Here is a 23,659-nt window from a genome sequence, read left to right on the forward strand (position 1 = left end):
GGATCAGTCCTCGTTGAGCGCCGCGGCGGCTTCCACCAGCCCGGCCAGGTTGAAGCGTTCCGGCAGCTTGCCGGCCACCGTGAGCTCGACCCGCTCGGCCACGGCGTCGAGGTCGACCAGCTCCATGACCTCGCCGGCGAAGGCCAGCGTCAGCAGGCCGCGGGCGGTCTGCTCGTCGATGCCCCGGGCGCGCAGGGCGTAGACCGCCTCCTCGTCGAGCTGGCCGGTGGTGGCGCCGTGGGCGCACTTGACGTCGTCGGCGTAGATCTCGAGCTCGGGCTTGGTGTCGACCTCGGCGCGATCGGAGAGCAGCAGGTTGGCGTTGCTCTGCTCGGACTCGATCTTCTGGCTGTCGCGCTTGACCACCACCCGGCCGTTGAACACGCCATGGGCCCGGTCATCGAGGATGCCCTTGTAGTTCTCGCTGGAACGGGTGTGCGGCGCGTTGTGGTTGACCTCGGTGTGGTTGTCCACATGCTGGCGACCCTGGCCGTAGAACAGGCCGTGCAGCGTCGCCTCGGCGCCCTCGCCGTTGAGGTCGCTGACCACGTCGTTGCGCACCAGGCCGCCGCCCAGGTTCAGGTTGAACGAGGTGTAGCGGCTGTCGCGCCCCTGCTCCACCTGGATGCTGGCGATGTGGCGGTCCTTGAGCGGCGCTTCCTGCAGCTTGTAGTGGGTCAGGATGGCGCCGCGATCGAGGATGATCTCCTCCACCAGGTTGGTGAAGTTGGCCGCGCCCTCTTCGCCGGCGTGATGCTCGATCAGGGTCGCCTGGCTGCGGCCGCCGGCCTCGACCAGGATGCGCGGGTGGCTCATCACCGGCTGCTCGCCGGCCCGGGACAGGAACTGCAGCACGATGGGCTTGTCGACCACGGTGCGCGGCGCCAGGCGGACCAGCGCGCCCTCCTCGAAGAAGGCGGTGTTGAGCGCGGCGAAGGCCGAGAAGTCGACGCCGGTGAGCCGGCCGAGCGGGCCGCCCACGGCCTCGTGGTTCTCTTCCAGGGCCTGGGACAGCGGCAGCACCTGCACGCCGGCCGGCAGGTTGCCGAGGTCCGACAGCGCCGGGGCGAAGACGCCGTCGACGAAGGTCAGGCGGTGCGCGTCCAGCGGCAGGGTCAGCGCCGCCGCGGCGGCCGGCGAGAATTCGGCGTCGTCGGTCAGCGCGAAGTCGGTGCGGGCGATGTCGCGCACGTCGGTGTACTTCCACGCCTCGACGCGGCGATGCGGGAAGCCCATCGCCTCGAAGCGGGCGGCGCCGGCCTGACGCCGGGCGGCGATCCAGGTCGGCTCGTCGCCGCGCTGGGCGCTGCGCTCGCTCAGGCGATCGAGGAAGCGTTGCACGTCGTCATTCATGCCGCGGAGCCCTCCAGCAGCCAGTCGTAGCCGCGGTCCTCGAGCTCGCGCGCCAGCTCGGCATCACCGCTCTTGACGATGCGGCCGTCGACCAGCACGTGCACCCGATCCGGCACGATGTAGTCGAGCAGGCGCTGATAGTGGGTCACCAGCAGGATGCTGCGATCCTCGGCGCGCAGCGAGTTGACGCCCTCGGCGACGACCTTCAGGGCGTCGATGTCGAGGCCGGAGTCGATCTCGTCGAGCATGGCGAGCTTCGGCTGCAGCACCAGCATCTGCAGGATCTCGTTGCGCTTCTTCTCGCCGCCGGAGAAGCCCTCGTTGACGGCGCGCTGCAGGAAGCTGGCGTCCATCTTCATGAAGGCGATCTTCTCCTTGATCAGCTTCATGAACTCGGGCGCCGGAATCTCGCCCAGGCCCTCGGCCTCGCGCTTGGCATTGAGCGCGGCCTTGAGCAGGTAGATGTTCTTCACCCCCGGGATCTCCACCGGGTACTGGAAGCCCAGCAGCAGGCCGACGCGGGCGCGCTCCTCGATCTCCATCTCGAGGACGTCCTGGCCCTCGTAGGTGATCGAGCCGGAGGTGACCTCGTAGCCGTCCTTGCCGGCGATCACCGCGGACAGCGTGGACTTGCCGGCCCCGTTGGGGCCCATGATGGCATGGACTTCACCGGCGCCGATGGTCAGGTTGAGGCCCTTGAGGATCTCGGAACCCTCGACCGTGACGTGCAGATCCTTGACTTCGAGCATCTTGACTACCTTTCGATCTTTGGGCCGCCGCGGCGGCTCGCATAAGTTGATTCGTTTCCAACCCGCACCAGACGTGGTCTAGCCGACCGCCCCTTCGAGGGTGACGTTGAGAAGCGCCTCGGCTTCCACCGCGAACTCCATCGGCAGCTCCTGGAAGACGTCCTTGCAGAAGCCGTTGACGATCATGTTCACCGCATCCTCCTCGGAGAGGCCGCGGCTCTGGCAGTAGAACAGCTGGTCCTCGCCGATCTTGGAGGTGGTCGCCTCGTGCTCCACGGTGGCGGTGCTGTTGCCGATCTCCTGATAGGGGAAGGTATGGGCCCCGCAGGTGTCGCCGATCAGCAGCGAGTCGCACTGGGTATAGTTGCGCGCGCCCTTGGCCCGCGGCCCCACCTTGACCAGCCCGCGATAGGACTGCTCGGAGCGGCCGGCGGAGATGCCCTTGGAGACGATGGTGGAGCGCGAGCCCTCGCCGATGTGGATCATCTTGGTACCGGTATCGGCCTGCTGGCGGCCGTTGGTCACCGCCACCGAGTAGAACTCGCCGACGCTGTCCTTGCCGCGCAGCACGCAGGACGGGTACTTCCAGGTGATGGCGGAGCCGGTCTCGACCTGGGTCCAGCTGATGTGGGAGCGGTCGCCGCGGCAGTCGCCACGCTTGGTGACGAAGTTGTAGATGCCGCCCTTGCCGTCCTCGTCGCCCGGGTACCAGTTCTGCACCGTGGAGTACTTGATGGAGGCGTCTTCCAGTGCCACCAGCTCGACCACCGCCGCGTGCAGCTGGTTCTCGTCGCGCTGGGGCGCGGTGCAGCCTTCCAGGTAGGAGACCTGGGCGCGGCTCTCGCAGACGATCAGGGTGCGCTCGAACTGGCCGGTGTTGGCGGCGTTGATGCGGAAGTAGGTGGACAGCTCCATGGGGCAGGTCACGTCTTCCGGCACGAACACGAAGGAGCCGTCGGTGAACACCGCGGAGTTCAGCGCCGTGAAGTAGTTGTCCCCCTGGGGCACCACGCTGCCGAGGTACTGCTTGACCAGTTCCGGGTAGTCGCGGATCGCCTCGGAGATCGAGCAGAAGATTACGCCCGCCTCGTGCAGCTTCTCCTTGAAGGTGGTGGTCACGGAAACGGAATCGAACACCGCGTCCACCGCCACGCCGGCCAGCGCCGCCCGCTCGTGCAGCGGGATGCCCAGCTTCTCGTAGGTCTCGAGCAGCTTGGGGTCGACCTCGTCGAGGCTCTGGGGCTTGTCCTCGTCGCGCTTGGGGGCGCTGTAGTAGGAGATCGCCTGGTAGTCGATCGGCGGGTAGTCCAGATGCGCCCAGGAGGGCGGCGTCATCTTCAGCCACTGGTGATACGCCTGCAGGCGCCACTCCAGCATCCACTCCGGCTCGCCCTTCTTCTTGGAGATGAAGGCGATGGTGTTCTCGTCCAGACCCGGCGGTACCGTATCGCTCTCGATGTCGGTCACGAAACCTTCTTTGTATTCGCGACGGACAAGCTGTTCCATTTCCTGACTTGCCATGATGTCTCCCCCTCCCGGGCTGGTTGGGTCGGCGAGCCGGGCTCGCCTCGGGTGGTGAATCCGCGGGTGATCAGGCCTCGACGGCCAGACTCACGCTTTGTATGGGCAGCTGCACCGGCAGCTTGATCGGGGTGGTGTCGGCCAGGTGAGCCAGGGTCACGCTGTGGAGCAGAGTCTGCACCGCCAGCGACACCCGCTGCCAGTTGTCGGACACCCCGCAGGTGTCCACCAGCTCGCAGTCGCCCTCGGCCTGGCTGCATTCGGTCATCGCCACCGGCCCCTCGATCGCCGCGATGATGTCGCAGGCCGTGATCTGCGAGGCCGGACGCGCCAGGGAGTAGCCACCCTGGGCGCCGCGGCGCGATTCCAGCAGTCCGGCGCGTACCAGCATCTTCAGGGTCTTGCTGACCGTCGGATGCGGCACCTGCACGGCCTCGGCGAGTTCCGCCGCCGCATGCGGCTGCTCGGGATGGCGGGCAATCTGTGCCATCACCACCGCCGCGTAGTCGGTCAGTCTGGACAGCTTCAGCAAGACAGGCCTCCCCGGGAACACCCCTGGTGATCGATTGCGGACCATTTTAGTCCTGTATGTCGGCGATGTGAACCCTCGTCGCGGCGCTTTACGCCGCCGGACATGCCGTTGGCGACACGTTCGGCGCCATTCACATCAAAAACAACAATCGTTCTCATTCATTTCCACAATGCGTCCCCCGCCCCACCCCAACACATGCATCAGGGCCCGCAATTCTTCCCATTGCGCATCGTCATTCATGGAAAAACAAATAGATAGAGAGCTTTGCTAAGCTGTGTCACCGTTTCACGGCCTTCCAACGCGGCTTCACCCACCGCCGAAGGCGCCCCACGCCATCAACGCAGACCGACCGCTATGCTGTATCGGCATGGGAACGACCAGGAGATAGGGACTTGGAACTCTTTCAGTACGCCATCGACAACCTCGACCTGCTGCTCTCGAGGACCCTCGAGCACATCGCGCTGGTCGGGGTCGCCGTCGGCATCGCCACCCTCACCGGGGTGCCCATCGGCATCGCCATCACCAAGAACGAGCGCCTGGCCAAGGCGGTGCTGTATGCGGCTTCGATCATCGTCACGGTGCCGTCCATCGCGCTGTTCGGGATCATGATCCCGGTGCTGTCGCTGATCGGCCAGGGCATCGGCTATCTGCCGGCGGTGATCGCCGTGCTGCTCTACTCGCAGCTGCCGATCATCCGCAACACCTACACCGCCATCCACAACGTCGACCCGGCCCTGCGCGAGGCGGCCCGCGGCATCGGCATGAGCCAGAACCAGCGGCTGCGCATGGTCGAGATCCCGCTGGCGGTGCCGGTGATCATGGCTGGGGTCCGCACCGCCGTGGTGCTCAACATCGGCGTCATGGCGATCGCCGCCTACATCGGCGCCGGCGGGCTCGGCACCTTCATCAGCCGCGGCATCTCGCAGTCCGACCCGCGCCAGCTGATCGTCGGCGCGGTGGCGGTCAGCCTGCTGGCGATCATCGTCGACTACGGCCTGCTGGCGCTGCAGAAGCGCCTGACGCCCCTCGGGATGGAGCGCGCCGCCGAGACGGCCTGATCCCGTCCCGCGCGGGCCCCGGCTCATCAAACAAGGATTCCCCCGCATGATTCGACTCGACAACCTGACCAAGGTCTTCGACACCCCCAAGGGCGCGGTCACCGCCGCCGACCACATCAACATGGAGGTGCCGGCCGGCGAGATCTGCATCCTGCTCGGCCCCTCCGGCTGCGGCAAGACCACCACGCTGAAGATGATCAACCGCATCGTGCGCCCCACCTCGGGCAAGGTGTTCATCAACGGCGAGGACACCACCGACCTGAACACCCAGGAGCTGCGCCGCAATATCGGCTACGTGATCCAGCAGATCGGCCTGTTCCCCAACATGACCATCGAGGACAACATCACGGTGGTGCCCAAGCTGCTGGGCTGGGACAAGGCCAAGTACCGGGAGCGCGCCCGGGAGCTGATGGACATGATCGCGCTGGACCCGGACGCCTTCCTCAAGCGCTATCCCAACGAGCTCTCCGGCGGCCAGCAGCAGCGCATCGGCGTGGCCCGGGCGCTGGCCGCCGATCCGCCGGTGATGCTGATGGACGAGCCCTTCGGCGCCATCGACCCGATCAACCGCGCGGTGATCCAGGACGAGTTCCTCAAGATGCAGCAGGCACTCAACAAGACCATCATGTTCGTCAGCCACGACATCGACGAGGCGATCAAGATGGGCGACCGGGTCGCCATCTTCCGCGCCGGCCGCCTGGAGCAGTACTCCACCCCGGACGAGCTGCTGGCCAACCCCAAGGACGAGTTCGTCGAGTCCTTCCTCGGCGAGGACCGGGCGCTCAAGCGCCTCAACCTGGTCAAGGTGCGCGACGTGGTCTCCGACGAGATCGGCACCGTGTCGCCCAGCGACACCCTGGAGACCGCCCTGGCCCGGATCGACGACTTCGGCTACCAGAACGCGATCCTGGTGGTGAACGATCGCCGCCAGCCGGTCGGCGTCATCACCCGCTCCCAGGCGCGCACCACCCGGGGCTACTGCCGCGACCATTTCCAGAACGTGCCGGCCACCGTGTCGCTGGACGACGACCTGCGCAAGGTCGCCTCGCTGATGTTCTCCAACGACATCACCTGGCTGCCCTGCGTGGACGAGGCCGGCCGGGTCTGCGGCCAGATCACCCAGCGCGCCATGACCCATCACCTGGGCTCGCGGTTCCGCCCCACGGAATCCGCCGCGACCGCCGAACCGGCCACCAAGGAGTAAGCCGATGCCGATCCGGAGCCTGAAGGGGGCCCTGCGCATTGCGCTGCTCATCGCCATCTTCTTCCTCGGCGTGTGGAGCCAGTCCAGCGGGGTCATCGACGACTTCATCTTCTACCTGCCCGACGTCCAGTTCCTGGCCGTGCAGCACCTGTGGCTGACCCTCATGTCCGGCGGCCTGGCCATCCTGGTGGCCATTCCGCTGGGCGTGCTGCTGTCGCGCCCCAGCATGGCCCGCGTCGCCGAATCGGCCATGCAGGTGCTCAACGTCGGCACCACCATTCCGACGCTGGCGGTGCTGGCGCTGTCGATGAGCTTTCTCGGCATCGGCACCGTGCCGGCGGTGTTCGGGCTGTTCGTGGCCACGCTGCTGCCGATCACCCGCAACACCTACGCCGGCCTCAAGGGCGTCAACCCGGCGCTCATGGAGGCCGCCTCGGGCATCGGCATGTCGCCGGCCCAGCGCCTGCTGCGCGTCGAGATGCCCAATGCCCTCTACGTGATCTTCGCCGGTATCCGCACGGCGCTGACCATCAACGTGGGCACCGTGCCGCTGGCCTTCCTGATCGGCGCCGGCGGCCTGGGCGAGCTGATCTTCACCGGCATCGATCTCTACGACCCGGTGATGATGCTGTCCGGGGCCATTCCCACCGCCCTGCTGGCGATCGTGGTCGATGCCATCGTGGCCACCACCGCCTTCCTGGTGGTGCCGCGCGGGGTCAATCCCTCGCGCAGCTGAGCAGGCCCTGTTTTCCTATCGGCCGCCTGCGGGCGGCCAAGACGCAACAACAAGGAGATCAACATGAAACGCGTGATGATGACACTTTCCGGCCTGGCACTGGCCGGTGCCATGACCACCGCCCAGGCCGAGGAGATCGTGGTCGGTGGCAAGAACTTCACCGAGCAGCAGATACTGGCCAGCATGACGACCCAATACCTGAGCGGGCTCGGCTACGACGTCGAGACCCGGGCCGGCATGGGCTCCGCCGTGCTGCGCCAGGCCCAGGAGAACGGCCAGATCGACCTCTATTGGGAATACACCGGCACCTCGCTGATCAACTACAACGATGTCACCGAGTCGCTGTCGCCCGAGGAGACCTATCAGCGGGTCAAGGAACTCGACGGCGAGAAGGGCCTGGTGTGGCTGGCGCCCTCGGCGGCCAACAACACCTACGCCCTGGCCATGCGCCAGGATAGCGTCGAGGAGACCGGCATCGACTCGCTCTCCGATCTGGCCCAGGCGGTCAACGACGGCGAGGATCTGACCTTCGCCATGAACGCCGAGTTCTACGCTCGCGAGGACGGCTGGCGCCCGCTCCAGCAGGCCTATGACTTCCGCGTCGGCCGCGGAGAGGTCAAGCGCATGGACTCCGGCCTGGTCTACCAGGCGCTGCGCGACGGTCAGGTCGACGTCGGCCTGGTGTTCGCCACCGACGGCCGCATCCCGGCCTTCGACTTCCAGGTCCTCGAGGACGACCAGGCCTTCTTCCCGGCCTATGCCCTGACCCCGGTGGTGCGCGAGGAGACCCTGGAGGCCAACCCGGACCTCGCCGAGCAGATGAACGCGCTGTCCGCGCTGCTCGACGACGAGACCATGGCCGGCCTCAACGCCCGGGTCGACGTCGAGCGTGCGACCATCGAGGACGTGGCCGAGTCCTTCCTCGAAGACAACGAGCTGCTGTAACCCTCCCCGGCGCGTGACCGTCCCGGTCACGGCCTTCGCGACCTTTTCCCACTGGCAAGAGCCCGCTCGGCACGAGCGGGCCTCTTTGCCCTGCCCGATATCCGGAGCCATTCCCATGCGTTTTCCCCTGAGCCACACTGCCGCTGCCACCCTCCTGCTCGCCGCCACCCCGGCGCTCGCCCAGGCGGACACCATCACCGTCGGCGGCAAGAACTTCACCGAGCAGCTGATCCTCGCCGACATGACGGTCCAGTACCTGGACGCCAGGGGCTACGAGGTGGAAGAGCGCTCGGGCATGGGCACCACCGTGCTGCGCCAGGCGCAGGAGAACGGTCAGGTCGATCTCTATTGGGAATACACCGGCACCTCGCTGATCAGCTATAACAAGGTGACCGAGTCGCTGTCGCCGGAAGAGGCCTACCAGCGGGTCAAGGCGCTCGACGCCGAGAAGGGCCTGGTGTGGCTGGATCCCTCCGAGGCCAACAACACCTATGCCCTGGCCATGCGCGAGGATCAGGCCCGGGAGCTCGACATTGCCAGCATCTCCGACCTCGCCGAGGCCATCAACGCCGGCCACGAGCTGGTGCTGGCCTCCAATGCCACCTTCTATTCCCGCGATGACGGCCTGCGGCCCATGCAGGAGACCTACGGCTTCGAGTTCGGCCGCCGCAACGTCAAGCGCATGGACCAGGGCCTGACCCTGCCCTCGCTCGACCAGGAAGAGGTCGATGTCGCCATGACGACGGCCACCAACGGCCGCATTCCGGCCCTGGATCTGACCGTGCTGGAGGACGACCGGCGGTTCTTCCCCGATTACGCCCTGACGCCGGTGGTGCGCGAGGAAACCCTGACGGCCAACCCGGACCTCGCCGAGCAGATGAACGCGCTGTCCGCGCTGCTCGACGACCAGACCATGGCCAGGCTCAACGCCCGGGTCGACGTCGAGCGCGAGACCGTCGAGGACGTGGCCGAGGCCTTCCTCGAGCAACACGACCTGCTGTAAGACGGCGCCCGCCGTCACGCGACCGCTGCAAAGGCCGCCCCGGGGCGGCCTTCGTCGTTTATCCCCACGATCCGGGAGATCGATCGCCATGCCCCAGCCCAACGCCCTGCTCGACTGGATGCTCGACGCCGACCCGCTTACCGACGACGCCCTGCTGGCCCAGGCCAAACGCTGCCTGCTGGACCTCGTCGGCGTGGCCGCCGGCGCCACCCGCACCGAACTCGCCGCGCCTGCCCGGCGTTTCGCCACCTCTCAGCACGGCGGCGACCGGCCGCTGCTGTTCGCCGAGGGGCGTGCCTCGCCCACCGGCGTGGCCCTGCACGGCGCCTGGCTGATCGATGCCCTGGACGCCCACGACGGCCAGGTGCTGACCAAGGGCCATGCCGGGGTCGCCCTGCTGCCGGGGCTGCTCGCCCTCCCCGAGGTGGGACGGCTGTCCGGCCGCGATTTCCTCGGCCTGCTGGCCATGGGCTACGAGATCGCCACCCGCGCCGGTATCGCGCTGCATGCCACCAGCCCCGACTACCACACCTCCGGCGCCTGGAACGCCCTGGGCGTGGCGGCCGTGGCCGGCCGCCTGATGGGCCTGGATCGCGAGCGACTCCACCACGCCCTGGGCATCGCCGAGTTCTACGGACCGCGCAGCCAGATGATGCGCTGCATCGATCATCCCACCATGCTCAAGGACGGCTCGGGCTGGGGCGCCATGACCGGCGTCTCCGCCGCCTTGCTGGCCCGCGACGGCTTCACCGGCGCCCCCGCGCTGACCGCCACCGCCCCCGAGGTCGAACACCTCTGGGCCGACCGGGAGCAGCGCCGGTACCTTCACGAGCAGTACTTCAAGGCCTACCCGGTATGCCGCTGGGCCCAGCCGGCGGTGGAGGCGGTGCTGTCGCTGCGCGATCGGATCGGCGACCCGGCGACGATCGCACGCATCGAGATCACCACCTTCCATGAGGGACGACGGCTGCATGTGACGCACCCCGACAGCACCGAGCAGGCCCAGTACAGCCTGCCCTGGTCGGTGGCCTGCGCGCTGGCCCGCGGCACCCTCGACGCCGAGGCCGTCACCGAGCTCGACGCGCCGCTGCCCCGCGCCCTCGCCGAGCGGGTCGAGATCCGCGAGAGCGACGCCTTCAATGCGCGCTTCCCAGCCGAGCGCTGGGCCTCGGCGCGGCTGCATCTGAGCGACGGCCGGATCATCGAGAGCGAGTCCTGCGAGGCCCGCGGCAATCCGCACAATCCGCTGTCCGACGACGAGCTGGTCGCCAAGTACCGCGCCCTCGCCGGCCCGGTGCTCGGCGAGCGCGCAGACCGCCTCGAACGCGTCATCCAGACCCTGGAGACACGCCCGGCCGGCGATCTGCTCGCCCTGCTCGGCCCGCCCGGGGCAGAGTGACGCCCGAGCATCGCCTTCCCTCCCGCTGCAACGACGAGACCGTGACATGCACTATCAGGACGAACTCCCTGTGGCCGCCGCCCAGATCAACGCCGCGCTGGGCGAGGTCGACGCCAACCTCGAGCGCCATCTCGAGATCATCCACGAGGCCGGCCAGCGCGGCGTGGCGCTGCTGGTCTTCCCCGAACTCTCGCTGACCGGCTACGGGCTCGGCAGCGAGGTCATGCGCGTCGCCATGCCGGTCGAGGATCCTCGCCTGGCCCGGCTGGCCCGCGCCTGCGGCGAGATGCAGACGGTGGTCGGCTTCGTCGAGGAAGCCAGCCCCGGCGAGTACTACAACGCCCTGGCGATCCTCCAGCACGGCGAGATCGTCGCCGTGCATCGCAAGCTCAACCTGCCCACCTACGGCGGGCTCGAGGAAGGCAAGTGGTTCACCCACGGCAGCGAGCTCACCCAGGCCGAGGTACGCCCCGGCTGGTCCGCGACCCAGCTGATCTGCGCCGACCTGTGGAACCCCGCCCTGGTGCACGCCGCCCTGCTGCCCCGGCCCACGGTGCTGTGCGCGCCGATCAACTCGGCCTCGGGCATCGTCAGCGAGGACTTCTCCAACGAGCAGAACTGGGTGCTCAACGTGCGCTTCTACGCCATGACCTACGGCACCCCGGTGATCATGGCCAACCGCTTCGGGCCGGAAAACGGCAGCCACTTCTGGGGCGGCTCGCGCATCCTCGGGCCGCGCGGCGAGGCCCTGGCCGAGGCCGAGGACGGCGAGGGGCTGATCACCGCGACCCTGTCGCGCACCGCCATCGCCCAGGCCCGCTTCGAGCTGCCGACCCTTCGCGATGCCGACACGCCGCTCATCCGCGAGCTCATGGCCGGCTATCGCTGAGAAAGCCCTGATCGGGTGGCGCCCTTTTCCACTCCCCATGCCGGCAAAAAATGCTAGAATTCCCGACACTCTTTCGACGCCATAAGAAGCAGACTCGCGCATGAAGACGACCGCCAAGAGCCTCCTCGTCATGGGCGTTTCCGGATCGGGAAAGTCCCATATCGGGCGCCATCTGGCCGCCTCCCTCGGGGCCACCTTCATCGACGGGGACGACCATCACGGCCCGGACAACATCGCCAAGATGAGCCGCGGCGAGCCCCTCGACGACGATGATCGCGCCGCCTGGTTGGCGACCCTCGCCGACCTGTATCGGCAGTATCGCGACGAGGGCCGCGATCTGGTCATCGGCTGCTCGGCGCTCAAGCGCCGCTACCGCGACCAGCTTCGCGAAGCCGCCCCCGACCTGGCGATCCTCTATCTGGCCGGCAGCCGCGAGGTGCTGCTGGAGCGCCTCGGCTCCCGCGGCGATCATTTCTTCGCCGGCGCCCACATGCTCGACAGCCAGCTCGCTACCCTGGAAGCGCCCGGCGAGGACGAGGCCGTCCTGGCCGATATCCGCCGCCCGCCCCAGGCGATCGTCGAGGACTTTCTCGCGACGATATCGCGTGACGCTTCCGACTAACCCTCCACCGATAGACACAGCCAGCAAACAGAATACGGCGCCGAGGCGCCGTTTTCTTTTGCGGGAAAAAACCGCAACGCCTTCATGAAACCCCATCAACAAAGGCGCGCCATATCGCGTGGCGATATGGCGCGCTTTTCGGGGGACACTTCCGCCACCTGATGGCGAGTCATCGACAGTTCGATGGCTCGCCATGGGTACGGCTTTTTACGGCGGTGGCCTTTTTACCACGGCCGCCATTTACTCCGGCCTTCTTACACCAGCCACATGGCCATGTTGGGCCAGAACAGCAGCGCGAACAGCACGCACAGCTGCAGGGCGATGAAGGGCAGCACCGCGACGAAGATGTCCTTGAGGCTGACCTCGGGTGGCGCCACGCCCTTGAGGTAGAAGGCGGCCGGACCGAACGGCGGCGACAGGAAGGACACCTGCATGTTCACCGCGAACAGGATGCCGAACCAGATCGGGCTGTAGCCCAGCTGCTCGACGATCGGCACGAAGATCGGCAGCGTCAGCATGGCCACGCCGATCCAGTCGAGGAACATGCCCAGCACCAGCAGGATCGCCATCATCACCAGGATGATCACGATCGGCGCCACGTCGAGGCCCATGATCATGCTCGAGATGAAGCGGTTGCCGCCCATCAGGTTGTAGACGCCCACCAGCGCCGCGGCGCCGATGCCGATCCAGATGATCATGCCGCAGGTGGTCAGGGTCTGGCCGAGGCTCTGGTGCAGGGTCTTGAACGAGAACTCGCCGCGGGCGACCACCGCCAGCAGCACGCCGAACACGCCCATGGCCGCCGCCTCGGTGACCGAGGCCACGCCGCCGTAGATCGAGCCCAGCACCAGCCCGGCGATCAGCGCCGGCACGATGATGGCGCGCAGCGCCTGGCCGCGGGTGGCGAAGCCTTCCTCGCGGTCGGCGTCGGTCATCGGCGGGCCCATCTCGGGGTTCTTCAGGCAGCGCACCAGCACGTAGCCGATGTAGCTGGCCATCAGGATCACCGCCGGGGTGATGGCCGCGGTGAACAGGTCGGCGATCGACTCGGAGGCGATCAGGCCGTAGATGATCAGCACGATGGACGGCGGCATCATGGTGCCGAGCGCGCCGCCGGCGCAGACCACGCCGATCGACAGGTGCTTGTCATAGCCCAGTCGCAGCATCTGCGGCAGCGCCAGGATGCCCAGCAGCACGATCTCGCCGCCGATGATCCCGGACAGCGCGGCCAGGAAGAAGGCCACCACGATGGTCTGCACGGCCACGCCGCCGGGCAGGCGGCCGGCGAACACCCGCATGGCGTTGAACAGGTCCTTGGCGATCCCCGATCGGTCCAGCAGCGAGGCCATCAACACGAACATCGGCACCGCCACCAGCGAGTATTCGGTGACGAAGCCGTAGACCCGGCTGGTGACCAGCGGCAGGGCGTTGGGCCCGAACCAGCCGAAGGTGAAGGAGAGCGCGACCAGGCCGGTGATGAAGGCCAGCGGCAGGCCGGTGATCAGCAGGGCGAAGATCAGCCCCACCATCAACAGGGTTCCGGTTGCGATATCCATCAGGCGGTGCCCTCCGTGTCATCCGGGGTGGGAGCGGGCTTGCCGCGCAGTGACTGCACCACGTGCAGCAGAGCCTGAAGGCACATGATCGCCAGTGCCAGCAGGATCATGCCCTTCACCAGCGCCGGAAACGGCGGGTTCCAGGAGGTGCCGGAACGTTCCAGCTGCCATTCGCCCAGCGGATTGTGAGAGGCGCCCCAGAACATCACGAAGGCGGCGTAGGTCATGGCCAGGCAGAAGCCGAAGGTCACCAGGTCGTTGAAGCGGTCGAGCCACAGCTTCAGGCGCGGCCCGGCGCTGTCGTAGATCACGCGCACCCGGATGTGGCGGTTGCAGGCCAGCGTCGCGGGGCCGCCCAGGGCGAAGCTCACCGCCACCAGCATCACCACGCTCTCGTGGACCCAGGAGGTGGGGGAATTGAAGGCGTAGCGCATGATGACCTCATAGACGCTGATCGCCATGGCGACCAGCACCAGCCAGGCCGCCACACGACCGCCGGCCATGATGGCGCGATCGAAGGCGTTGCGAGCCGGATCGGGCGGGCTCGCCTCGGCGGCGGCCGGTTCGCCCTCCGGACGACGAGACGCTTGTGTCATGGAACTTCCTCGATACAGGAGCGGGCCACCCAGAGTGGCCCGCCGTCATGATGGCCGGCACCGTCCGATGCCGGCGGGTGAATCACATCAGGTTGTGGTTTTCCAGGTAGCCGACCACGGAGTCGTAGAACTCCTGGGTGATCTCGTTCTTCTCTGCCCAGTTGGCCCACTCTTCCTTGGCGATGTTGCGGAACTTGACGCGCTCCTCGGCCGGCAGGTCGATGATCTCGATGTCCGGGTTCTGGCGCGCCTCGCGCACGGCCTCGAGGTCGCGGGTCTTGAGCTCGGCGACCATCTCGTAGGCCAGGTCATCCACGGAGGTCTCGAGGATCGCCTGGAGGTCCGCCGGCAGGCTGTCCCAGATCTCCTTGTTCAGCGACACGGACACCATCGGCAGGGAGTGGAAGCCCGGGTACAGCGGATACGGGGCGAACTCGTGGAGCCCCTGGGCCTGGTTGGTGGCGAACACCGTGTAGTCGGCGGCGTCGATCACGCCCTTCTCCAGGCCGGTGTAGACCTCGGAGCCCGGCAGGTTGACCGGGGTCGCGCCGGCGGCCTCGAAGATGTTGTAGACCATGCCCTCGGGGGCGCGCAGCTTGAGGCCCTGCATGTCCTCGATGGAACGCACCGGCTTGGTGGACGGCAGCGACTCGAGCCCGGTGGCGGCGGCACCGATCAGGTGCAGGCCGTAGGGCTCGACCAGCTCGTTGTAGAGCGCCTCGCCGCCGGCGTTGTTCATGTAGTCGAGGAAGTCGTAGGGATCGCTCCAGGCGCCGACCAGGTTGCCGATCATGCCGAAGGCCGGGTTCTGGCCGGTGAAGTAGCTCGGATCGGTCAGGTGGCCCTGGAGGATGCCGGACTGCACCGCCTGCAGGGTCTGGTTGGCCTGGACGACCGCGTTCACCGGCAGGATCTCGATGCTGATGCGGCCATCGGACATCTGCTCGACGTTATCGGCCCAGGCCTTCTTCATCTCGAACTGCGGCTCGCCGGAGGTCTCGGAGGTCTGGAAGGTCCACTCGTAGTCGGCGGCCTGGGCGTTGACGGCCATGGCGCCGAGCACGGCGGCGGTCAGAGTCTTGAGAGGCATGCGTGTGATCATGAGGCTTCCTTATCGCTGCTTGTTGTCGAAACATCGAGGGTGGGAAGGGCCGGCAGCAGGGCCTCGAGGCCCAGGTCCCGGCCGGTGCGTTCCAGCACCTTGAGGGCCGCCGCGGCGGCCTGTTCCGGCTGACGCAGGCGAATCGCCTCCATCATCCGGCGATGGCGTTCCATGCTGTCATGGAGCTCGTCGGCACTATGGTTTGAGCGCTCTACCAGCAGCGCGATGGCCGGCTTCAGCACGTGGCTGATCTGGGCCCAGACCAGGTTGTGCGACGCCGCGAAGATGGCCTCGTGAAAGGCCACGTCGTAGTCGTTGTGGGAGATGCCTTCCCAGTGCAGATCGTCGTGTTCCAGCGCGCGGATCATGCCCTCGTAGGCGGACTCGATGGCCAGCAGATCGGCGGCGTTGGCGTGCTCCGCGGCCAGGCGCGCGACGAAGGGCTCCACGGCGACCCGGAAGGCGAAGATCTCGCGCTGGATGCGCGGATTGGGCTGGGCGAAGCGCGCCATCCAGCCGCTCACCCGGGGATCGAGCAGATGCCACTCGGTCAGCGCCCGCACCCGGGTGCCCTGACCGGAGATGCGCGTCAGCAGACCCGCCGTGACCAGCGTCTGCAGGGCGCTGCGCACGGTGCTGCGACTGACGCCGAAGCGCTCGCAGAGGTCCAGCTCCCTGGGCACGAAGTCGCCCGGCCCGTAATGGCCGCTGAAGATGTCCTCGGCGAGCACATCGGCGATGTCGGGCCGCACGGAGCGGCGCATAGGGTCGGCGGCGTGAGACATGATCGGCGTTCCGCTGTTACGGAGCCCTGTCGGACTCCATTCTCGTTATGTCGGACATAGGCTCGGATAAAATCGGACTTGATGCCTTTAGACTTTGGTCTCTTTTCGAGGGCCGAGCGCATCGCGCCCGAACCCTTGCGACCCCAGGGACGTCAGGCACAATGCCTCCATGAACCCGGAGCAGCGACAAGGAACGACATGACGCGACCGATCGTCGTCTTCGGCGGCAGCGGCTTTCTCGGCGATGCCCTGGTGCGTGAACTGGTGGAAGCCGGTCGGCCCACGCGGCTGGTGGCCCGCCACCCGGTTTGGCCGAGCTGGGCCGAGAGCGGCGATCCGCTGGCGCTGGTCGCGGCCGATATCCGCCATGAGGAAGAAGTGGCCGCGGCGCTGAAGGGCGCGGCGGCGGTGGTCAATGCGGTCAGCCTCTACGTGGAGAGCCGGGACCTCGGCTTCGAGGCGATTCATGTGGAAGGGGCCGGCCGGCTGGCGCGGCTGGCGCGGGAGGCCGGCATCGACCGGCTGGTGCAGCTGTCGGGGATCGGCGTCGAGGACAGCTCGCCCTCGGCCTACGTGCGCGCCCGGGCACGGGGCGAGCGCGCGGTGCTGGCGGCCATGCCCAGGGCGATCATCGTGCGACCGAGCGTGCTGTTCGGCCCGGATGATGCCTTTCTCGGCGGCCTGGCGCGGCTCGTCCGGCTGCCGGCAATCCCGCTGTTCGGACGCGGCGAGACCCGCCTGCAGCCGGTACACGTCATCGACGCGGCGCGCGCCCTCGCCCGCCTGACCGGCCCCGAGGCGCCGGCCCGGCGGCTGTTCGAGCTGGGCGGCGGCGACGTGCTGCGCTATCGGGAGATCGTCGAACTGGTGATGGCCCGGCTCGGCCGGGAACGCCCGCTGGTGCCGGTGCCCTTCTGGCTGTGGCGAACCCTGGCCGGCGCGCTCTCGCGGCTGCCGGACCCGCCGCTGACCCGCGACCAGGTCATCCTCATGCAGCACGACAACGTGGTCACCGACGGCGTCGGTACCTTCGACGACCTGGGGCTCAGGCCGCGCTCGCTGCGCGAGGGCCTGCCGGACAGCCTGGCGTCGCCAGCCCGCTGAGGCCCGCTCGATCGGGCGCGGCGGGCGAGGCTCAGGCCTTCTTGACGAACGCCGACTTCAGCTTCATCGGGCCGATGCCCTCGACCTTGCAGTCGATGTCGTGGTCGCCGTCGACCAGGCGAATGCCCTTTACCCTGGTGCCCACCTTCACCACCGAGGACGAGCCCTTGACCTTGAGGTCCTTGATCACGGTGACGGTATCGCCATCGGCCAGCGCGTTGCCATTGGCATCGCGAACCACCGGGGCGTCATCTTCCGCGTCCGGGGCCGCATCGGTCCACTCATGAGCGCACTCGGGGCACACGTACTGCAGGCCGTCGTGATAGGTGAACTCGGAGGCACACTGTGGGCACTGGGGCATATCGCTCATGAAAAGACCTCGGGGGGGATTCGGAGAGCGCGAAAGCCTACACCCTGGGACGCGCGAACGCCATGTCGCCGTTGCCCTCGGTCAGGAGCCTGCCAGGGTGAGACCGACCTTCTCTCATGCAGAAAAGAGCGATGGACTCATCCGTCAACAACGTCGTCGCCCGGTCGCAGAGGCTGGCGCACGACCAGACCGCCCGGCAGGCCCGGATGCAGGTATTCAAGGCAGCCCTCGACACCCGGCCGAGGCAGGTCACCTCACTGCGGGAATCCGCCGCCACCCAGCCCCCGCTGGCCCGATCCGTTACTCGCCGATGTCCTCGTGCCAGAGCCCTGGGTTCTCGGCGATGAAGCCCTCCATCAGGGCGATGCAGTCGGGGTCCTGCAGCACCTCGACCTCGACGCCGCGCTCGCGCAGCAGCGCCTCCTCGCCGAGGAAGGTGCGGTTCTCGCCGATCACCACCCGCGGGATGCCGTAGAGCAGGATCGCCCCGGTGCACATCGCGCAGGGCGACAGCGTGGTATAGAGGGTCGACTCGCGATAGATATCGGCCGACTGCCGCCCGGCGTTCTCCAGGGCGTCCATCTCACCGTGCAGCACGGTGCTGCCGAGCTGCACCCGCTGGTTGTGGCCGCTGCCGAGGATCACCCCGCGATGCACCAGCACCGATCCGATCGGAATGCCGCCTTCGTCTCGGCTGGTCTGCGCGGCCTCCAGCGCCGCCCTCATGAAATGCTCCATGTCCGATGCTCCCTGTGTCGCGATGCCCGACGGCCCGGCGCCGGTCGGTGACCACCAGCCTATGCTCTCCTCTGCCTGCTCGACCAGCGCCGTCTCGAACGCTGTGTCCACGACGCCTGCCCCGCCCATCGCCGCGGGATGCCCGGTGCCACGGTTCGAGGACGTGGAGGAAGGAGGCGGCAGCGGCACCCGCGCGCTGTCGGAGCCGGTGGAGATCTGTCTGTGCGTGGACCGCCGACGCCCAGGGGCAACGCCCTCATGGACTCTCCGGCCGAGTCTCTGCCGGCGGCCCGGCGACGGCTCACCGCCGCCCCTGGCGGCGCAGGCGGCAGCGCACCCCGTGACGATAGGCCACGGCGAGTGCCGGCTTGATCAGCGGCAGGCCGATCAGCCACGCCAGCGGGCGCAGCCGCGGCACCCGACGCATCAGCAGGAGGTAGGCGTCGAGGCCGTCACACAGCCGGCCGTGCTCGTCCTCGACGTGAAGGGAATGCAGGGCATCATTCGGATCGATGCCGCGTTCGCGCAGGCGCGCCTGGTTGGCGGTGACGTCGACCCATTCCACCGCCGACGCCTCGCCGGCCATCCGCTCGTAGCGGCGCCGATCGCGGCGGCATTTCGGGCAGACGGCATCGTAGTAGACCCGAAGGGTCGGGGCGTCGGCCATGGCGACCTCGTGGCGGCGCCGCATCGCAGGAATCAGGCGGACGCGGCCGCCGGCGTCCGGGTGGCCAGGAACTCGCCCTTGCCCACCGGCACCAGGCTGGTGGTGAAGTCGTCGTCCGCCTCCACCAGGTCGATGAAGGGCGCCAGCTCGTCGGCATGGGAGGTGGCGTTGTCTACCACCAGCAGCCCGCCCGGCGCCAGGGTCTCGCGCACCACGGGCCACCAGTCGACGTAGCGCGCGCGGTCGGCATCGAGGAACACCAGGTCCCGCGAGGCCGGGGCCTCGCGGTCGAGCACCCGGCCGGCCTCGGCGTGCAGCGATTCGATCACGTCCGCCAGCCCGGCCCGGGCGAAGTGCTCGCCGGCCATGCCCCAGCGTCCGGCGGCCCACTCCACCGTGGTGACCCGGCCGCCGAGCGCCCGGGCCGCCTCGGCCAGCCACAGGGTGGAATAGCCGTTGGAGGTGCCGATCTCGAGGATGCGCCGCGCCCCGGTCGCCCTGACCAGCACGGCGAGGAACTCGCCGGTATCGCGGGTGATGTTGCGCAGCCGCTCGTCCGGCGCCGTGACGTTCCGGTCGTGGTGCTCGCCGAGACGCTCCAGCTCGGCCAGCAGGGCCCCGAAGGGCGTGGCGTGTTCCATGGCCATATCCTCTGGCATTTCGTCTCTCGGTCGTCGCGCTCGCGGGTGGCGGCCCTCAGACGCCGATCTTGTCCTCGTATTCCTTGTCGGCATGACGATGCAGGGTCGAGTCGTCATCGCAGCTCGGCGACTGCAGGAAGGTCTCGGTGACGTCGAGATAGCCGAGGCTCTGGATGGTCCGGCGACCCAGCAGCACCGGATAGTTCATGTCGCTGCGGTCCTCGAGGCTGAACTGCTCCTCGAAGCGTTCATCGCCCATGCAGATCGTCATCAGCACCACCGGGCGATGATCCCGGCCGCCGGCGCCGACCACGGTGAGGTCGCGATAGAGCTGACGCTCGAATTCGTGGCTGACGATCTCGCCGCTCTCCTCGTCCTCGACCTCGACCTCGAAGCGCACCCAGTCTTCGCCGTCGCGCTCGAACTGCTCGATGTTATCCGCCTGCATGGAAGACGTCAGGGCGCCACTGTCCAGCTTGGCCTTCACTTCCACGCCCCAGCTCGGATCGATCAGGGCCTTCTCCACCCAGCCGTAGACTTCCGGCGCATCGGCATCACTGGCCAGGGCGGTGCCGGACAGCAGGCCGGCGCTCACGACGGGCAGCAGGGCCCGGGTCAGACGCTTGTGCATGTTCTCTCCTTCGAATCACACGGTTGAGGACGGTTCCGGCGCAGGCCGGTCAGGATCGAGTGTCATCTGACACGTTCCAGGCGTCCAGGGTTCCGTCGGTCCCTCGCTCGTCGTCCGCGCCGGCAGCAAGACGACCGCGCTTGGCGGGCGCATGAACCTGCGCAGGCGAGCGACCACTCACGACGATGACGCCGATCAATGTTTGTGTCGGTTGTCGTGCCGCGATCGCGGGCGAGGCGGCTAGCCTTAGGAGAAAGGGCCAACGACGGGGGACGCGGCATGGTGCTGGAACACGAACTCGGCCGGCATCGCCTGTTCAACGGGCTGCAGACGGTGCTGATCCTGGGCGGCCTGACGCTGACGCTGTCCCTGCCCGGCTACCTGCTGGCGGGGCCGAGCGGCGTACTGATGAGCCTCTCGGCGGTGATCGTGACGGCCGTGATGATGAGCTGGATGCCGGCCCGGATGATCCTGGACCGGGCCGGCGCCGAGCGGCTGCCGGCGTCCCGGGCGCCGGAGGTGCATGCGCTGCTCCGGCACCTCTACGCCGGCGCCGGCCTGACGATCGCGCCGCAGCTCTACCGCGCGCCCTCGCCGGAGATCAACGCCTTCGCCGTGGGCGGTCCCCACGACGGCGGCATCGCGGTCACCGACGGCCTGCTGAGCTCGCTGACGATGCGCGAGCTGGGCGGGGTACTGGCCCATGAGGTGAGCCATCTGCGGCGCGGCGACACCCGGGTGTTGTCGATCGCCACGGCCATGACCCGCATGACGCTATGGCTGACCACCGCCGTGCAGCTGGCGATCCTGGTCAGCCTGCCGATGATGCTGTCCGGCGAGCGCTCCCTGCCCTGGCTCACCCTGCTGGTGATCGCCGTGGCACCGACGCTCAGCGTGCTGCTGTCACTGGCGCTGTCGCGCAACCGCGAATACACCGCCGACATGGAGGCCGTTGCGCTCACCGGGGATCCGGCCGGGCTCGCCTCGGCGCTGGTGGTACTGGAGCGCCGGCGCCGAGGCTGGCTTGCGAGCCTGTTCGGGCGTCGCCCGCCGGTGGAGATCGCCTGGCTGCGCACCCATCCGTCCACCGAGGCGCGCATCCGCCGACTGGCCGAGTTCGATGACGCCCCACATGCGCCGTTCGGCGAGACCGACGAGGCCATGCCGGTGCGGCGCCCGATCCCGACCCGGCGTCGTGGCGGGCACCGCTGGCACTGAGAGAAGCCGCCGGCGGCTCAGTCACGGCGGCCTTCCCGCTCCAGGTCCTCGACGTCACCCATGGACGCCAGCTTGAGGTCGCGCACGGTGCGAATGGTGGGCTTGAAGGCGAACAGCGCCGAGCCGGCGATGAAGCACCAGGTCGCCAGCGTCTGCTGGCTCTCGTAGAGGAACAGCACCGAGCCGACCAGGAAGGCGGCCGCGGCGCCGAAGTCGACGAAGGTGTAGATCAGCTCCCAGAGGGCGTAGAGCCGGCGGGTGCGCGGGTTTTCCTCGCGCCGGTCTCGATCGAATAGCGCCATGCGCATCTCCTTGGACGATGGGGAATGTCTCGGGGAGCGGCGCGTCGCAGCCGCTCGAACGCCTCGTCGCCGACCTCCAGCCGCCCAGCGCGGCCACCGAGCGGGTGACGTCGATCGGCGCGTCGGGCCGTGGGCGACCCGCCGCTTGTTGCGAAAATGCACCAGAATGGCGACGCCGTCGACCACCGGATGCTCACCGTGTCGCCGATGCGCACCGCCGGATCGAGGCCGACAGAACCTCGCGCGCCCGCCCCGTTGTGGCAACGGGGCGGGCGCGATGGTGTCACCGAGGAGACTCGGTTCAGGACAGTCGGTTCGGCACGGTCAGTTCGACGGGAAGTTGAACTGGGCGCTCTCCTGCTGGGAGCGCTGCGGCCAGCGCTGGGACACGGCCTTGCGGCGGGTGTAGAAGCGCACCGCGTCGGGGCCGTAGGCGTGCAGGTCACCGAACAGCGATTCCTTCCAGCCGCCGAAGCTGTGGAAGGCCACCGGCACCGGCAACGGCACGTTGATGCCGACCATGCCGACCTCGATGGCATCACTGAAGCGGCGACCGGCCTCACCATCACGGGTGAACACGCAGGTGCCGTTGCCGTACTGGTGGGCGTTGATCAGCGCGATGGCCTCCTCGAAGGTCTCGACGCGCACCACGCACAGCACCGGGCCGAAGATCTCGTCGCGGTAGATGTCCATCGCCGGCGTCACCCGGTCGAACAGGGTCGCGCCCAGGAAGTAGCCCTTTGATTCCTCGACCAGCGGATGCTCGCGGCCGTCGACCACCAGCTCCGCGCCGGCCTGCTCGCCACGCTCGATGTAGCCGGCGACCCTGTCGCGATGGCCGGCGTTGACCAGCGCGCCCATGTCCAGCCCCTTCTCGGTGCCGGGGCCGATCTTCAGGGTGCGGGCCTGGTCGGCGAGCTTGCCGACCAGGGCGTCGGCGGTGTCGTCGCCGACGCAGACGGCCACGGAGATCGCCATGCAGCGCTCGCCGGCGCTGCCGAAGGCGGCGCCGATCAGCGTGCTGGCGGCGTTGTCCAGGTCGGCGTCGGGCAGCACCACGGCGTGGTTCTTGGCGCCGCCCAGGGCCTGGACGCGCTTGCCGTTCTCGGCGCCGCGGCGATAGATCGACTTGGCCACCGGCGTGGAGCCGACGAAGGAGAGTGCCTTGACGTCGGGGGCGTCGATCAGCGCCTCCACGGCCTCGCGGTCGCCGTGGACCACGCTGAAGATGCCCCGCGGCAGGCCGGCCTCGTCGAGCAGCTCGGCCATCTTGATCGCGGTCGAGGGCACCTGCTCGGACGGCTTCAAGATGAAGGCGTTGCCGCAGGCGATGGCCATCGGGTACATCCACAGCGGCACCATGGCCGGGAAGTTGAACGGCGTGATGCCGGCCACGATGCCCAGCGGCTGGTGATTGGACCAGGTATCGATGCCCGGCCCGGCGTTGTGGGAGTACTCGCCCTTCAAGAGCTCCGGCACGCCGCAGGCGTACTCGACGTTCTCGATGCCGCGCTTGAGCTCGCCCATGGCATCCTCGAGCACCTTGCCGTGCTCCTCGGCGACCAGCCGGCAGATCTCGTCGGCGTCGCGCTCGAGCAGCATCTTGAAGCGAAACATCACCTGGGCGCGCTTGGCCGGCGGCAGATCGCGCCAGGCCGACTGCGCCTCGCGGGCGGCGGCGATGGCCCGCTCCACGGTGGCCGCATCGCCCAGGGCGACGCGGCGGATCGCCTCGCCGGTCGCCGGGTTGAACACGTCGATGCTGCGCTCGCCGGCCACGCGGTCGCCGGCGATCCAGTGGTTCACGTCTGTCATGGGGTCTCTCTTGAATTGATTAGGAAGACACGTCGTCGCGGTGTCTTCCGGGATAGACTTTTTCCATCGGCCCGCTGAGCTGTGCCGGCAACAAGCCCCGGAGTGCCGGACCATCGCGAGGGC

25 protein-coding genes are annotated in these 23,659 nt (G+C 68.2%); 10 read left to right on the forward strand and 15 right to left on the reverse strand.

Annotated elements, in window-relative coordinates; genetic code table 11:
• Positions 1-3: 3 nt before the first annotated feature.
• The 4 genes from sufD to FIU88_RS12720 all read right to left on the reverse strand — a co-directional run bounded on the left by sufD (position 4) and on the right by FIU88_RS12720 (position 4,155).
• A complete protein-coding gene (gene sufD, locus FIU88_RS12705) occupies positions 4-1,353 on the reverse strand; it encodes a Fe-S cluster assembly protein SufD (RefSeq protein WP_016853895.1) in 1,350 nt (449 codons plus the stop codon).
• Positions 1,350-2,102, reverse strand: coding sequence for a Fe-S cluster assembly ATPase SufC (sufC, locus tag FIU88_RS12710; protein ID WP_016853896.1), 753 nt, complete (start codon positions 2,100-2,102; stop codon positions 1,350-1,352). Before sufC ends, sufD begins: the two co-directional genes overlap by 4 nt.
• A 78-nt stretch (positions 2,103-2,180) precedes the next feature.
• Complete coding sequence (gene sufB, locus FIU88_RS12715; RefSeq protein ID WP_026068293.1) at positions 2,181-3,623, reverse strand: Fe-S cluster assembly protein SufB; 1,443 nt, start codon at positions 3,621-3,623, stop codon at positions 2,181-2,183.
• Between the two features lie 70 nt (positions 3,624-3,693).
• Complete coding sequence (locus tag FIU88_RS12720) at positions 3,694-4,155, reverse strand: SUF system Fe-S cluster assembly regulator (RefSeq protein WP_016853898.1); 462 nt, start codon at positions 4,153-4,155, stop codon at positions 3,694-3,696.
• A gap of 392 nt (positions 4,156-4,547) precedes the next feature.
• On the opposite strand from FIU88_RS12720, the gene FIU88_RS12725 reads away from it, so the two are divergent.
• The 8 genes from FIU88_RS12725 (at position 4,548) to FIU88_RS12760 (ending at position 12,011) form a co-directional block, all read left to right on the forward strand.
• Positions 4,548-5,213, forward strand: coding sequence for an ABC transporter permease (locus tag FIU88_RS12725; RefSeq protein WP_016853899.1), 666 nt, complete (start codon positions 4,548-4,550; stop codon positions 5,211-5,213).
• A 46-nt stretch (positions 5,214-5,259) separates the two neighbouring features.
• A complete protein-coding gene (locus tag FIU88_RS12730; protein WP_152478020.1) occupies positions 5,260-6,417 on the forward strand; it encodes an ABC transporter ATP-binding protein in 1,158 nt (385 codons plus the stop codon).
• Positions 6,418-6,421: 4 nt separating this feature from the next.
• Complete coding sequence (locus FIU88_RS12735; RefSeq protein WP_152479488.1) at positions 6,422-7,153, forward strand: ABC transporter permease; 732 nt, start codon at positions 6,422-6,424, stop codon at positions 7,151-7,153.
• A 63-nt stretch (positions 7,154-7,216) separates the two neighbouring features.
• The gene (locus FIU88_RS12740; protein WP_152479489.1) at positions 7,217-8,098 is read left to right on the forward strand and encodes a glycine betaine ABC transporter substrate-binding protein; all 882 of its coding nucleotides are present in this window, start codon (positions 7,217-7,219) and stop codon (positions 8,096-8,098) included.
• 115 nt (positions 8,099-8,213) lie between these two features.
• Positions 8,214-9,101 (forward strand): glycine betaine ABC transporter substrate-binding protein, encoded by an 888-nt coding sequence (locus FIU88_RS12745; protein WP_152479490.1) that lies wholly within the window; start codon positions 8,214-8,216, stop codon positions 9,099-9,101.
• Positions 9,102-9,189: 88 nt separating this feature from the next.
• Positions 9,190-10,500 carry an MmgE/PrpD family protein gene (locus FIU88_RS12750; protein ID WP_152479491.1) on the forward strand — a complete coding sequence of 437 codons (1,311 nt, stop codon included), beginning with the start codon at positions 9,190-9,192 and terminating at the stop codon, positions 10,498-10,500.
• 46 nt (positions 10,501-10,546) lie between these two features.
• Positions 10,547-11,389, forward strand: coding sequence for a nitrilase-related carbon-nitrogen hydrolase (locus FIU88_RS12755; RefSeq protein WP_152479492.1), 843 nt, complete (start codon positions 10,547-10,549; stop codon positions 11,387-11,389).
• 100 nt (positions 11,390-11,489) lie between these two features.
• On the forward strand, positions 11,490-12,011 hold the full coding sequence (locus FIU88_RS12760) for a gluconokinase (RefSeq protein WP_016853906.1): 522 nt from the start codon (positions 11,490-11,492) through the stop codon (positions 12,009-12,011).
• A gap of 254 nt (positions 12,012-12,265) precedes the next feature.
• Here FIU88_RS12760 and FIU88_RS12765 read toward each other — a convergent pair whose 3' ends face one another.
• The 4 genes from FIU88_RS12765 to FIU88_RS12780 form a co-directional block, all read right to left on the reverse strand.
• On the reverse strand, positions 12,266-13,567 hold the full coding sequence (locus FIU88_RS12765) for a TRAP transporter large permease subunit (RefSeq protein ID WP_152479493.1): 1,302 nt from the start codon (positions 13,565-13,567) through the stop codon (positions 12,266-12,268).
• Entirely contained in the window at positions 13,567-14,163 is a 597-nt protein-coding gene (locus tag FIU88_RS12770) for a TRAP transporter small permease subunit (protein WP_016853908.1), read from the reverse strand. Before FIU88_RS12770 ends, FIU88_RS12765 begins: the two co-directional genes overlap by 1 nt.
• Positions 14,164-14,245: 82 nt before the next feature.
• A complete protein-coding gene (locus FIU88_RS12775) occupies positions 14,246-15,253 on the reverse strand; it encodes a TRAP transporter substrate-binding protein (RefSeq protein WP_237738414.1) in 1,008 nt (335 codons plus the stop codon).
• A gap of 8 nt (positions 15,254-15,261) precedes the next feature.
• A complete protein-coding gene (locus FIU88_RS12780; RefSeq protein ID WP_016853910.1) occupies positions 15,262-16,050 on the reverse strand; it encodes a FadR/GntR family transcriptional regulator in 789 nt (262 codons plus the stop codon).
• A 198-nt stretch (positions 16,051-16,248) separates the two neighbouring features.
• On the opposite strand from FIU88_RS12780, the gene FIU88_RS12785 reads away from it, so the two are divergent.
• Positions 16,249-17,154 (forward strand): complex I NDUFA9 subunit family protein, encoded by a 906-nt coding sequence (locus tag FIU88_RS12785; RefSeq protein WP_152479494.1) that lies wholly within the window; start codon positions 16,249-16,251, stop codon positions 17,152-17,154.
• A gap of 31 nt (positions 17,155-17,185) precedes the next feature.
• On the opposite strand, the gene FIU88_RS12790 is transcribed toward FIU88_RS12785, so the two are convergent.
• From FIU88_RS12790 to FIU88_RS12815, 5 genes are all read right to left on the reverse strand, one after another.
• Positions 17,186-17,524 (reverse strand): zinc ribbon domain-containing protein YjdM, encoded by a 339-nt coding sequence (locus FIU88_RS12790; RefSeq protein ID WP_152479495.1) that lies wholly within the window; start codon positions 17,522-17,524, stop codon positions 17,186-17,188.
• 300 nt (positions 17,525-17,824) lie between these two features.
• A complete protein-coding gene (locus FIU88_RS12800; RefSeq protein ID WP_152479497.1) occupies positions 17,825-18,262 on the reverse strand; it encodes a nucleoside deaminase in 438 nt (145 codons plus the stop codon).
• Between the two features lie 301 nt (positions 18,263-18,563).
• On the reverse strand, positions 18,564-18,929 hold the full coding sequence (locus FIU88_RS12805; protein WP_253742559.1) for a thiol-disulfide oxidoreductase DCC family protein: 366 nt from the start codon (positions 18,927-18,929) through the stop codon (positions 18,564-18,566).
• Positions 18,930-18,961: 32 nt separating this feature from the next.
• On the reverse strand, positions 18,962-19,570 hold the full coding sequence (locus FIU88_RS12810) for an O-methyltransferase (RefSeq protein WP_152479499.1): 609 nt from the start codon (positions 19,568-19,570) through the stop codon (positions 18,962-18,964).
• 55 nt (positions 19,571-19,625) lie between these two features.
• Positions 19,626-20,201, reverse strand: a complete 576-nt coding sequence (locus FIU88_RS12815) for a RimK/LysX family protein (protein ID WP_016853918.1) — start codon at positions 20,199-20,201, stop codon at positions 19,626-19,628.
• A 279-nt stretch (positions 20,202-20,480) separates the two neighbouring features.
• Here FIU88_RS12815 and FIU88_RS12820 point away from each other — a divergent pair, with 279 nt between their 5' ends.
• Positions 20,481-21,419, forward strand: a complete 939-nt coding sequence (locus FIU88_RS12820; RefSeq protein ID WP_152479500.1) for a zinc metalloprotease HtpX — start codon at positions 20,481-20,483, stop codon at positions 21,417-21,419.
• Positions 21,420-21,436: 17 nt separating this feature from the next.
• Here the strand turns inward: FIU88_RS12820 and FIU88_RS12825 are convergent, their stop codons facing one another.
• Entirely contained in the window at positions 21,437-21,721 is a 285-nt protein-coding gene (locus FIU88_RS12825) for a YrhK family protein (RefSeq protein WP_152479501.1), read from the reverse strand.
• 324 nt (positions 21,722-22,045) lie between these two features.
• Positions 22,046-23,536 carry a CoA-acylating methylmalonate-semialdehyde dehydrogenase gene (locus FIU88_RS12830; protein WP_152479502.1) on the reverse strand — a complete coding sequence of 497 codons (1,491 nt, stop codon included), beginning with the start codon at positions 23,534-23,536 and terminating at the stop codon, positions 22,046-22,048.
• Between the last annotated feature and the right edge of the window lie 123 nt (positions 23,537-23,659).

The sequence above is a fragment of the Halomonas sp. THAF12 genome (genome assembly GCF_009363675.1).
Lineage (GTDB): Bacteria > Pseudomonadota > Gammaproteobacteria > Pseudomonadales > Halomonadaceae > Halomonas > Halomonas smyrnensis.

What these genes read in the sequence shown, in the direction of transcription:
- FIU88_RS12750 (WP_152479491.1), top strand. Translation starts at nt 9,190, where the DNA reads ATGCCCCAGCCCAACGCCCTGCTCGACTGGATGCTCGACGCCGACCCG.
- FIU88_RS12765 (WP_152479493.1), bottom strand. Translation starts at nt 13,567, where the DNA reads ATGGATATCGCAACCGGAACCCTGTTGATGGTGGGGCTGATCTTCGCC.
- FIU88_RS12815 (WP_016853918.1), bottom strand. Translation starts at nt 20,201, where the DNA reads ATGCACAAGCGTCTGACCCGGGCCCTGCTGCCCGTCGTGAGCGCCGGC.
- FIU88_RS12805 (WP_253742559.1), bottom strand. Translation starts at nt 18,929, where the DNA reads ATGGCCGACGCCCCGACCCTTCGGGTCTACTACGATGCCGTCTGCCCG.
- FIU88_RS12820 (WP_152479500.1), top strand. Translation starts at nt 20,481, where the DNA reads ATGGTGCTGGAACACGAACTCGGCCGGCATCGCCTGTTCAACGGGCTG.
- sufB (WP_026068293.1), bottom strand. Translation starts at nt 3,623, where the DNA reads ATGGCAAGTCAGGAAATGGAACAGCTTGTCCGTCGCGAATACAAAGAA.
- FIU88_RS12830 (WP_152479502.1), bottom strand. Translation starts at nt 23,536, where the DNA reads ATGACAGACGTGAACCACTGGATCGCCGGCGACCGCGTGGCCGGCGAG.
- FIU88_RS12775 (WP_237738414.1), bottom strand. Translation starts at nt 15,253, where the DNA reads ATGCCTCTCAAGACTCTGACCGCCGCCGTGCTCGGCGCCATGGCCGTC.
- sufD (WP_016853895.1), bottom strand. Translation starts at nt 1,353, where the DNA reads ATGAATGACGACGTGCAACGCTTCCTCGATCGCCTGAGCGAGCGCAGC.
- FIU88_RS12785 (WP_152479494.1), top strand. Translation starts at nt 16,249, where the DNA reads ATGACGCGACCGATCGTCGTCTTCGGCGGCAGCGGCTTTCTCGGCGAT.
- FIU88_RS12800 (WP_152479497.1), bottom strand. Translation starts at nt 18,262, where the DNA reads ATGGAGCATTTCATGAGGGCGGCGCTGGAGGCCGCGCAGACCAGCCGA.
- FIU88_RS12755 (WP_152479492.1), top strand. Translation starts at nt 10,547, where the DNA reads ATGCACTATCAGGACGAACTCCCTGTGGCCGCCGCCCAGATCAACGCC.
- FIU88_RS12810 (WP_152479499.1), bottom strand. Translation starts at nt 19,570, where the DNA reads ATGGAACACGCCACGCCCTTCGGGGCCCTGCTGGCCGAGCTGGAGCGT.
- FIU88_RS12825 (WP_152479501.1), bottom strand. Translation starts at nt 21,721, where the DNA reads ATGGCGCTATTCGATCGAGACCGGCGCGAGGAAAACCCGCGCACCCGC.
- FIU88_RS12780 (WP_016853910.1), bottom strand. Translation starts at nt 16,050, where the DNA reads ATGTCTCACGCCGCCGACCCTATGCGCCGCTCCGTGCGGCCCGACATC.
- FIU88_RS12760 (WP_016853906.1), top strand. Translation starts at nt 11,490, where the DNA reads ATGAAGACGACCGCCAAGAGCCTCCTCGTCATGGGCGTTTCCGGATCG.
- FIU88_RS12770 (WP_016853908.1), bottom strand. Translation starts at nt 14,163, where the DNA reads ATGACACAAGCGTCTCGTCGTCCGGAGGGCGAACCGGCCGCCGCCGAG.
- sufC (WP_016853896.1), bottom strand. Translation starts at nt 2,102, where the DNA reads ATGCTCGAAGTCAAGGATCTGCACGTCACGGTCGAGGGTTCCGAGATC.
- FIU88_RS12740 (WP_152479489.1), top strand. Translation starts at nt 7,217, where the DNA reads ATGAAACGCGTGATGATGACACTTTCCGGCCTGGCACTGGCCGGTGCC.
- FIU88_RS12735 (WP_152479488.1), top strand. Translation starts at nt 6,422, where the DNA reads ATGCCGATCCGGAGCCTGAAGGGGGCCCTGCGCATTGCGCTGCTCATC.
- FIU88_RS12730 (WP_152478020.1), top strand. Translation starts at nt 5,260, where the DNA reads ATGATTCGACTCGACAACCTGACCAAGGTCTTCGACACCCCCAAGGGC.
- FIU88_RS12745 (WP_152479490.1), top strand. Translation starts at nt 8,214, where the DNA reads ATGCGTTTTCCCCTGAGCCACACTGCCGCTGCCACCCTCCTGCTCGCC.
- FIU88_RS12790 (WP_152479495.1), bottom strand. Translation starts at nt 17,524, where the DNA reads ATGAGCGATATGCCCCAGTGCCCACAGTGTGCCTCCGAGTTCACCTAT.